This window comes from Vibrio sp. ER1A, assembly GCF_000733315.1.
Taxonomy (GTDB): Bacteria; Pseudomonadota; Gammaproteobacteria; order Enterobacterales; family Vibrionaceae; genus Vibrio; species Vibrio mediterranei.
This window is the reverse complement of sequence record NZ_JPJA01000086.1, coordinates 383,350-393,771: the sequence shown is the minus strand read 5'-3', so window position 1 is coordinate 393,771 and position 10,422 is coordinate 383,350. Positions and strand designations below refer to the sequence as shown.

Annotated in this window: 8 protein-coding genes; 1 reads left to right on the top strand and 7 read right to left on the bottom strand. The window is 42.2% G+C overall.

Annotation, left to right across the window (positions count from 1 at the left end):
* Window positions 1–15: 15 nt before the first annotated feature.
* The 7 genes from HW45_RS09200 to HW45_RS09170 all read right to left on the bottom strand — a co-directional run bounded on the left by HW45_RS09200 (window position 16) and on the right by HW45_RS09170 (window position 8,080).
* The gene (locus tag HW45_RS09200) at window positions 16–2,166 is read right to left on the bottom strand and encodes a GGDEF domain-containing phosphodiesterase (RefSeq protein ID WP_038226504.1); all 2,151 of its coding nucleotides are present in this window, start codon (window positions 2,164–2,166) and stop codon (window positions 16–18) included.
* 2 nt (window positions 2,167–2,168) lie between these two features.
* Window positions 2,169–3,236: an ABC transporter substrate-binding protein gene (locus HW45_RS09195; protein WP_051867955.1), complete on the bottom strand. Its 1,068-nt coding sequence runs from the start codon at window positions 3,234–3,236 to the stop codon at window positions 2,169–2,171.
* Between the two features lie 90 nt (window positions 3,237–3,326).
* Window positions 3,327–4,034, bottom strand: coding sequence for a hypothetical protein (locus tag HW45_RS09190; protein ID WP_235225420.1), 708 nt, complete (start codon window positions 4,032–4,034; stop codon window positions 3,327–3,329).
* Between the two features lie 102 nt (window positions 4,035–4,136).
* On the bottom strand, window positions 4,137–4,751 hold the full coding sequence (locus tag HW45_RS09185; RefSeq protein WP_006070556.1) for a LysE family translocator: 615 nt from the start codon (window positions 4,749–4,751) through the stop codon (window positions 4,137–4,139).
* 123 nt (window positions 4,752–4,874) lie between these two features.
* On the bottom strand, window positions 4,875–5,789 hold the full coding sequence (locus HW45_RS09180; RefSeq protein ID WP_038226503.1) for a LysR family transcriptional regulator: 915 nt from the start codon (window positions 5,787–5,789) through the stop codon (window positions 4,875–4,877).
* A 33-nt stretch (window positions 5,790–5,822) separates the two neighbouring features.
* Window positions 5,823–7,226: a sensor domain-containing diguanylate cyclase gene (locus HW45_RS09175; protein ID WP_160171211.1), complete on the bottom strand. Its 1,404-nt coding sequence runs from the start codon at window positions 7,224–7,226 to the stop codon at window positions 5,823–5,825.
* 158 nt (window positions 7,227–7,384) lie between these two features.
* Complete coding sequence (locus HW45_RS09170; protein WP_038226501.1) at window positions 7,385–8,080, bottom strand: aspartate/glutamate racemase family protein; 696 nt, start codon at window positions 8,078–8,080, stop codon at window positions 7,385–7,387.
* Window positions 8,081–8,386: 306 nt separating this feature from the next.
* Between HW45_RS09170 and HW45_RS09165 the strand changes: the two genes are divergently transcribed.
* Window positions 8,387–10,258 carry a methyl-accepting chemotaxis protein gene (locus tag HW45_RS09165; RefSeq protein WP_038226500.1) on the top strand — a complete coding sequence of 624 codons (1,872 nt, stop codon included), beginning with the start codon at window positions 8,387–8,389 and terminating at the stop codon, window positions 10,256–10,258.
* Window positions 10,259–10,422 lie beyond the last annotated feature (164 nt).

Genomic DNA, 10,422 nt, shown 5'->3' with positions numbered 1-10,422 from the left:
CTCGCGGGTGAATAGTTACATTCGGTCAACGAAGCTCTTATCAATTTTCAGTTCATCAACAGGGTAATGCAGCAATTGATTGATTGAAGCATATCCTGTTCCAAAATCATCCAGCGACACTTTAAAGCCAAACTCTCTAAGTCCTGAAATAATAGCCACCGTATCCTGAGTACTTCGGACATAACTAGTCTCCGTTACTTCTAAAGTAACTTTATGATGCTTGACACCATAACGACTACAAAGACTACATATATGCTCAACAAACTCATTATTGTAGAGTTCCAATGCGGAAATGTTAATCGATAGGCTTCCGGTATAGCCGCAATCAGATTCCATTTTTTGCATATCTTTCAATGCATTATCTATAACCCAACTATCAATAAGGCCTATAATATTCGCCTTTTCTGCCACAGGGATAAACTCATCTGGTCCGATACCTTTTGTTTGTAGCACTGGACATCGGACTAACACCTCAAGACTCGATATCTCCATCGTTTTTGAATCTATAAGAGGCATGTAACGTAGTTCAAAACCATCCGTTTGAGTACATTTGAGCAGTACTCTCTCTATATCATCAATACGGGACAAATCCTTCAATAACTGGTCGTCAAATAGTACAAGAGAGCGTTGATTTTTAATTTGCTTAGCTTTGTTTAAAGCTACTTCTAGCCCTTTTTGCCATAAGTTTGCTTGCTCCTTGCGACACAGAGGGAAAACAGCCATTGCCAGTTCTAAATTAATTGGCAGAGCATCAAGTACCCCCGCTCGCTTGAGCGTCTTCTCACTATTGACGATTTGTGATTTCACCTGGGTTTCATCATTCGCATCGATAAGTACACAGAATGTGTTACTACCATAGCGGCAAACTGAATAATCACTGCTCGCTGTCCCCCTATGTTCTTGATAATGGCTGACAAACATCTCTATTTCTCTCGCAAGGTTTTTCAACACTTGGTCTGCTATTTTTGCTCCATGAAGATCATTGATTCGCCTGAAGTCTATGATGTCCCATGCAACAATATAAGTCTTTCGAGTCGAATAACTCGCGATACGTTGCTCTACAAAGTGAATAAATGACCTACGATTAGCAAGACGAGTAAGACCATCAAACTCCGCTTCAAATTTCACCTTACTCAAGCTATCTATATAGGCGTTTTTTAACACTGATACTTCATCGGTTCCTTTAGCTCTTTTGAAATACCTCAGTTCCAAGCCACCTTTATGAATTTCTGACAGCAAAGCATCAATTGGATAGAGTATTCGACGGCGTATATTGAAATGAATTACAACTAATAGTACGAGCATTACCAGAACCAAATACCCGAATACTTCTATTACAAGTTCCTTTTTGATCGACGCGTAATGAGAGTCAAGTATATTCAAATCGACGACTAACCCAGACCCAGCAATACGTATAACGTTGCCATCAATAAATTCGCTACCCAACTCTGTAACCACAATGTTGGAACTACTATTGTCTTCTAAGGCACCCTTGCTAAACTCCAAGCTAATATAAGGATACTGGGATGCTTTGCTAAACAAAGCGTTGATTTCTAAAAGACTGCCATCAACAATTAATAAACTGCGATCTGATCTAGTTACCACATATTTATCATCAGGTGGTAATGTAGGGTCATAAGCTCCTGTAGAGCTGTACCTGACCTCTCCTGTTAAAGATTGATAGATATTTCCCGACTGATCAAAAGGTTCCCCAAGAGAAACTTTAACGTGGGAGTCAAAGACATGCTGGTAAAGGTCATCAGGCAAAGAACGAGCACTAAATGGATTCGACTTAGAAGAGGCGGCTGTCATGGTAAACATTTCATCTAGTACATAGATTGCAGTGTTGCTCTCTTGCCGACTATGATCTCGACTTAGTACATAGTTGATATGTGACTCAAGGAAGTTTCGGCCACTGAGCTCACCTGTGTCTTGGATGTGACGCACAAATTGCGTACTGCCTGATATCTCATAACCTAAAGCCTCTATACCTTTTATTTCGAATCTGGTCGCTTTTAGAGCCGCTTCTACATTTGCAATCCACTTGGACCGTTCAAGTTTCTTATATTCATCGAGTTGCAAATTATAGAGCAAAGCTCCTGCGCCGAGAGTAATCACGCCGATTGTTGGTATCAATGCTAAATGCAACCTTTGCAATAACTTCATCGTCACCTCAAATCTTCCACTATCCGCTGTCTTAACCGAAGACCAATATCGCTGACCGGTCGATAGATATAACTACGCTCGATTAAATCAGGTGCTGGATTGATTATGGGGTCGTTAAGGTACTCTTCACTCAGGTAGGGAGTTACGTTGAGGTTAGGCGACGAAAACCAAGATTCTTCGGCATTCAAGGCTGCGACCTCAGGAGAAGATAAGAAATCGATAGCTTTGCTCGTTGCTTTGCTAACAGGTTTACCCGTAGGCACAGCAAGGCATTCAAGCCATACCACAGTACCTTCTTCAGGAGCCACATATTTCCATTGAACTTCGTCAGAATCACTCAATTGGTTTAACACATAGTCATCGCCAGAAAAGCCAAATGCCATGTAAACATTATCAAGTTTTTTCGGCTCTTGGATTGCCTCCAAAATATACTGTGTGGAATTTAAAAAAGGTCGCTGCTCCGCCAGCAGTTGGTAGGCATCGTGAAGTTTTTCTTCGTCATCTGAAAAAGGGTCATACTTTAGAAACAACATCGCCGCACTAATAAGATCGATAGGGTGATAGTACATGGAGATCTTATTTTGAAGAGCTTTGTCGGGCTTCAGCAGTGATGCCCAAGATGTCACAGGATTTTGGATCTTGTCACTACGGTACAAAATACCACTGGTTCCCCATGAGTAAGGGATGCCATATTCGCCACACGCCTCCAACCAACGTTTTTCAAATCTATCGGCTATTTGATTTTGAATAGAGCTTATATTTTGTATAGCTCCCTGTTTCGCTAACATCTGTAATCGCACACTTTCTACGACGACCAAATCAATGGTACGGCCTCTTTCACTAAGAAGCAGTTCATCACGCACCGTTTCGTCAGAAAAGAAGAACTCTTCAATGGCAATATTATGTTTTGATTTAAGGTCATTTTTGACCGTTGGAGAGAGGTAGGCTTCCCAGTTGTAAAGGTGGACGGTATCACTGCTATGTTCCGCAAAAGCAGGCGCAATCATAACAAGAGCAAAAAGTACTACTTGTTTAATCACGACCACTTTTGGCAGAACTTGTCGTTGCATCTGCTAGTCCTTTAGCTTTTACTAACATAATCAGACTAGGACATAGTGTCGACGATTGCGATGTAAACCCTATCTCATTACTGAGAATGGTTACTTTTGAGCACTATCTTTCTCTTTTGGGATTGGTAGAGTTTCTAGCTCAGATTCACCCGTCACCATGTTGATTTTAAACAGGTATAAGTTTTCCGGGTCACCATAGTGTCTAAAAGTAAATTGGTAACTATGAGCAGGATAGAAAATGGGAAGCTCTTCAACCATGGCGATACCATAGCCGTCTTGAACCACAATCTCTTGAACCTCTAGAGTTTGTTCTGCAGTTTGTTTTTCACGCTCTCGACTATACTCAGGTGCGACAGATGGATTTGTCGGATAGGCTTGTCCATCAAAGCTCATCGTTCTCAGAGAACCATTACTCCAAACGTAAAAGTCTTTCCAACCATTCGTTGTTCGATCTGAAACAAGGATAGGCTTTCGTGTCACCGTCATTCTGGTAATTACGTCACCCGATGAGGAGAATAGGTAGGCAGTACAGCCCCCAGAACCACAAAAATAAGGATCCTGCATAAGAACAAGCAATTCATCATTGCCATCGTTATTTAGATCAGTAGCTCCAGCTACGTATTTATAGTCTTTCTCATCAGGATCGAGTTGCTCTGGCTGAAGAATGTCTTCATTCACTAAGCGGTCAACATTCTCCAATGTAAACACACTTGGTCTAGGTTCCTCTGAAGCACTATGAAGACAACCAGTAAGGCCAATCACTAAAGAGCAGAGAATCAATGGCTTTTTCAATTTCAAATTACAGTCTCAAGATAGTCCGTTATTTCCTAAGTGTAAGAAGTTAAATGGCATCTCTCAAGCTATTGATTCAACTATCTTAGTATTGCTCTAGTAATAGAATCACAAAGTATAAACGACACGAACAGCTAGGAGTATTAAGACAACACCCGACAACTGGTCAATAATTTTCGCTTTCGACTTCAATGAATCTAACAATCTTGGCGATGACAGCATAAAGGTAATGAGTGTGTACCACAGCCCATCGATAATCAGAGGTGTCGCGACAATAATGGCTTTATCTGAGACTTCACTTCCTATCGCAACAAATTGGCTAAATAGTGCAGTAAAGAATAACGCGATTTTCGGGCTCAGAAGTGAGATAAACAGCCCTTCCTTTGCCGCTGATGCTACCGATACCTGTTTGCCCGACTCAAGGCGCTCGACAATTCCACCTTTTGAACGAATAGCATTGAATCCTAGCCACGCAAGATAGAGTGCACCGAGCAATGATATTGTTTTAAAAACAATCGGGAATTGATGTAGCAACACCGACAAACCAAGAACCGTTACCAGTGCATAAACTCCAATCCCACATGCATGTGCCCATGCAGTTGCCAGTCCATGATTCCTTCCCCCAGCTAAACTGTGTTTTGCGACAATCGCGAGACTAGGACCTGGGGACATTGCCCCAAGAAGACAGATTGCAACTAAAGATAACCAAACAGTAAAAGTCATAACAGCTCCTCAAATAACTGGAGCCACTTTATCACCGCAAAATTATGATTTGAAATCACCATTTCTCATTATCGTGATGAAATTGAGTCATAACCACCACGTCAGTTCTCTCCTACTACTAGGTTACCGAACCGAATACATTGAACTACGCATGATGGACAACACATGTTCACGAGTCCAACTGTGCGCGGGTTCATGGTCATACTTAGGGTGCCATAACAGCCAATACTTATGAATAGGTACAGTAAACGGGATATCGATAACATGTAATTTTTGGGTCTTTTGGAGATTCACCGCGATATGTAGTGGAACAGTCAACAATGCGTCGGTTTGCTGCAACAACGCAAAGGCTGAGGAGAAAAAAGGCGTAGAAACTAGAATTCTTCGCTTTAGGCTCCGCGCCTTCATTTCTCTATCAAGGAAACTGTCCTTATCTCCACCACCAGAGATTCGAATGTGCGGATATTCGCCCAACTCCCGCTCTGTAATTGTTTTAGATCCAGATAGGGGGTGATTCTTGCGAGTCACAATGACAGGGATATCCTCCCCTATTTGCTGAGAACTCAAACCTTGAGGCGCTTCTGGCAACATAGTGGATGCTAACTGGACATCGATTTCACTAAGTTTAGCTAGGTTGTCCGGTTCCCATAGCCGGTAGGCAAACTGCATCGCCGGAGCCAAAGACGATAGCTGTTCAACGAGCTCCGGAAGTATATATTGAGCCACATAGTCAGAAGAAGAAAAGGTGAACGTTTGATCGAACAGCAGTGGATCAAAGTCCGCTTGACCTAACACCTTGGTAATGTTTTGGAACAAACCTTCAAGCTCCGCTCCTAATCTCTCAGCACGCGGAGTCAAAACGTAATGGTTGCCGTTTCTGACCAGCAAAGGATCATGATAGATATCACGCAATTGACTAAGCTGCCGGCTTACCGCGGATTGAGTTAAGTTCAGCCTTTCAGCCGCGCGACTCACGTGCTTCTCAGCTAACAGCACTTCTAGGGTATAGAGAAGATTGAGGTTTGTTTTTTGATTCATCTACTTCGACATCTATTCGTAAAAGAGGTGTCATCACTTGTCTATCGTGGACATTCTCTTAGCCTGTGAGGATATTAGCTCTACCACAGCACGGTTTTTCCCCTGCTTTTTAGCAACATACATAAGTCTATCGGCTTCATATAGTGTCTCACACTCCGACGCATCTTCGTACACCGCACAACCGACACTCACTGTAACTGATTGTGAGCCGATGTCCTTAACTTCTAACTCTCTGATAGAGCGGCAGATATTTTGTGACAGTTGATAAGAATATTCAAATCCTTGATACACATAGACCAGTGCAAATTCCTCGCCACCAATACGCGCGATGACACAATTACTTCTGAGTAGCGACCGAATAGAGCTCGCAACAGACTTGATCACTTTGTCGCCTTGAACATGACCAAATGTATCGTTGATTGTCTTAAAATCATCAATATCGATAACGATAATCGCAAGATAACCATCAGTATGTCGATACTTCTCTAGTTTTTCTAAAAAATAGCGGCGATTACTTAACCCTGTTAATGCATCGGTTTCAGACAGGACCTTTAATTCTCTATTTGCGTTAGCTAGTTCATTGGTTCTAGTGTTTACCGTATAGCGCAGTAAAAGTATATAAACGAACACACCGAGAATGATCATAATGCCAATGATCGGTAATAGATGTTCAGGATACACGGTCTCAATGTGCATCCATCGACTGAGTATACGCTGGCGTTCATCAGCACTGATTTTACGGAAGTTAGGGATCAAAACATCAAGCGTTGCCGCTTTGCTCTTGGCCACAGCAAAATACAATGCACCGGAATAAAGATGTTTTACACCAATAAATTCACTTGTGTTCGACGACGTATATAAATAGTAATTCGCAACCTGAAGATCCGCGACAAAAGCACGAATCTGGTGGGAAAAAGCCGCTTGCAATAACTTCGAATTATTATCGTACAAGGTTAATTCAACATTCGGGTAGTTCGTCTGTAAAAACTCAACTTCATAGCTTCCAGAAACTACGCCTACCTTATAGTTATGTCCTCCCATCAAGAACGAATTAACATTAAAAGACTGCAAACTACTATGAAAATAAAGCTGGGTATCGATTTCGAATATTTCACTACCAAACTCAAGATAATTAGCACGCGTTTTAGACCACAATAACCCCGCATGAACATCGGCTTGATTGTTTTTGACTAAGTCTAGCGACGATTGCCAATCAACCAACTTAAACTGAACTTCAACATCGTTTGCAACCCCGTAAGCGCGCCAGTAATCGATGAGGATACCTGCTGGTTGATTGTTTTCATCAAGATAAGAGTATGGTTTCCATGCTTTCGAATTCGAGATTATAAGAGTATCGGGGCTACGCTCAATGGCCAAAGTGCTGTTCGTAAACAGTATCAACGCAATCAGAACAAACACTACTTTGGGAAAGAACACCATTGCCTCTATGATAAACAGCCAACAAGAATGTTATTTATAGTCGCAAAATTCGTGACTTTCCCCTCAAATATTATAAAGCACGATCAAAATCTCATAATAAATGTGGAACGCCTTTCACTTTTATTAGCTCCTGTCGTGCTCTAGATATTTTCTGCCTACTGGTTTAATGCAAACTCAACAGCGGCTTCACTGTGAATCTGAGTTGTGTCGTATAAAGGAACATTTGTGTGTTTTTGCTCTATTAGCATCGCTATTTCGGTACACCCTAGAATAATCGCTTGTGCACCGCTATTTCTTAGACTCTCAATGATCGTTAAGTAGCTTTGACGCGAGGTATCACTCACCTTTCCTTTTACTAGCTCACTATAGATAACTTCATGGACGAGTGCTCGTTGCTCTGGGTTAGGCACAACGACTTCAATATCGTACTTCTGCTCAAGACGCCCTTTGTAAAAGCTCTGTTCCATTGTGAACGCGGTACCCAATAGACCAACTTTAGTAATCCCGTCATACTTCAGACGCTCTGCGGTAGCATCAGCAATATGCAGTAAAGGAATTGATATGACACTTTCAATTTCTGACGAAACCTTATGCATAGTGTTGGTGCATATCAATAAACAGTCGGCACCTGCCGCTTCGATACACTTGGCAGATTCACTTAAACATCTGGCGGCAGCGTCCCAATCCCCCTGACGTTGTAAGCTCTCTATTTCCGCAAAATCGACACTATATAGAGCAACTTTAGCAGAGTGGAAACCACCTAGTTCTTGCTTAACACCTTCATTGATTGCCTTGTAGTAGTTAGCCGTAGACTCCCAACTCATTCCGCCTAACAAACCTATTGTTTTCATATTACCATCCTATTAATACGACACTTTCTATCAAACCTGCTAAGAACTCGTCGTTCTCTCACTACTGTGTCTATGTTGTATCATAACTGTCCCAAGCCATTACAGAACAATCTACTAGGCCTCTCTATATCAGAACACCGACCAGTAATTTTTAATGACATAACTCCTAAAGTAATGCTGCTTGCCACCGATAACATTTAGAGTTATACAAGACACTGTTCTTATTAACCCTAAAAATAATGATAATTATCAAAGCAGTACTGGCTAGCCAATCGGCTATAGGTTTAAGCCAATCTAGGACGTAGTATGAAATTTAGTCACAAAATCGTTTCGGCCTCAGCAGCCTTGCTGCTCGTGACCGTTTCCACTCTCGGAATTACCCAACTTGTTACTGTTCGCTCTGAGTTGCAAAGTCATATTGACGGCAGTATTCATGAGCTTATTACCGGTGTTAAAAACACCATTAATTATGACCTAAACTCTAAGCGAGATTTAGCGAGTGCCGTCACTGAGTCACTAGAAATTGCCCCTACTGAGAATGACTATGTCAACAACGTCATAACAACACCGACACTTAAATCCAGTTTCCAAGCAGTTGGTGTTGGCTACGAAAACGACGGCTCACTAGTAAGTAATGATGGGTGGGTGCCAGATACCTCTTATGATTCAAGGTCACGTCCTTGGTATCAAGAAGCTAAGTCCTCGGGAAGCACTATCATTACCGATCCTTACGTAGACTCGTCGACAAAGAATGTCATTATTTCTCTAGGTTCACCGCTTAATGATGAAACTGGGCGTTTCATTGGTAGCGTAGTATTCGATGTAACCCTAACAACACTCGCAGATCTGGTAAACCAAACCAATTTATTCAACGCTGGCTATTTATTCGTAGTGACAGATAAAGGCATGACTATCGCGCACCCGAACAGTAGTTTAAACGGAGAGCCAATTAGCAAGTTTTTGCCAGGTATTACACTCTTCGAGGGTGTTCAAGAATTAAAGCTTGATGGCAAAGACTATCAGGTTAATCTGGTTCAAGTACCGGAGGAGCACTGGTATGTTGGTGCGATTATCGATAAAGACATCGCTTTCTCTGCAATTGGCGAACTACGAAATCAGTCAATTTTCTTCATTTTGACGGGTCTAATTGTTAGTGTCATTGCACTAACGTTACTCATTCGTTTCCTTATGCGCCCATTGAACGACCTCAATACAGCGATTCAAGATGTGGCGAACGGAGACGGCGATTTAACCCATCGTTTGGATACAGATACCGATGAGGAGTTTGCCGAACTAGCAAGGGGATTTAACACCTTTACTGCAAATCTTCAGCAACAGATCATTCAGTCTAAAGAGATCTCCACCAAGATTCTTACCCTGACTCAGCAAACAACCGAAGGCTCAAAGCACTCGGCAATAGCAATGAGTACCCAATTGCAAGAATTGGAACAACTGGCTACGGCAATGAATGAAATGGCAAGCACCTCCGCTGAAGTTGCAAACAATGCTCAAGGAGCAGCCAGTGCCGCTCAAGCAGCAGACAATGCCACACAGGAAGGCTCGGCTGTCGTTTTAGACACAACATCAGCTATCACCAACCTTTCACACAGTATTGAAGATGCGGTAGTTGAAGTTCAAGGCCTTGAGACGGCAACAGATAACATTGAAACCATACTTAAAGTTATCAACGACATTGCCGACCAGACTAATCTACTAGCACTCAATGCGGCTATTGAAGCTGCTCGTGCTGGTGAATCTGGTCGTGGATTTGCTGTTGTCGCCGATGAAGTCCGTACGCTTGCACAACGTACTCAAGAATCAACCACAGAGATTCGCAGTATGATAGAGCAACTACAAAGTGGAGCGCATTCTGTCTCTAGCGCTATGACTCAGAGTAAAGAGAGCGCTAGCCTTGCAGTTGAAAGAGCACAAAGCGCAAATGATGCGTTGGAACGCATCCGCCAATCTATCGCGCAGATTTCTGACATGAATATGCAAATTGCTGCGGCAGCTGAAGAGCAAAGCTTAGTTGCAGAGGAGATCAATGCCAACACCATCAAGATTAAAGATCTTAGTGAACAGGTTTCCGATTCGGCTAACAATGCGAACACAGCAATGACCGAGCAGTTTAGTAATGTTCACCAACAAGAGAACATACTCAATCGATTCAAAGTATAACGTCTTTTGACGTCAACCAAGCTCTGCCAATTTGGCGGAGCTTTTTTATCCCTGATGAAAATTAGCTCAACAGCAACCACAACGCCCTAATGAGTTCTTGGTTATATACCGCCCAGCAACATCAATCGAAGCAATAACCTATTTTTTAAACTAAACTAAAAATA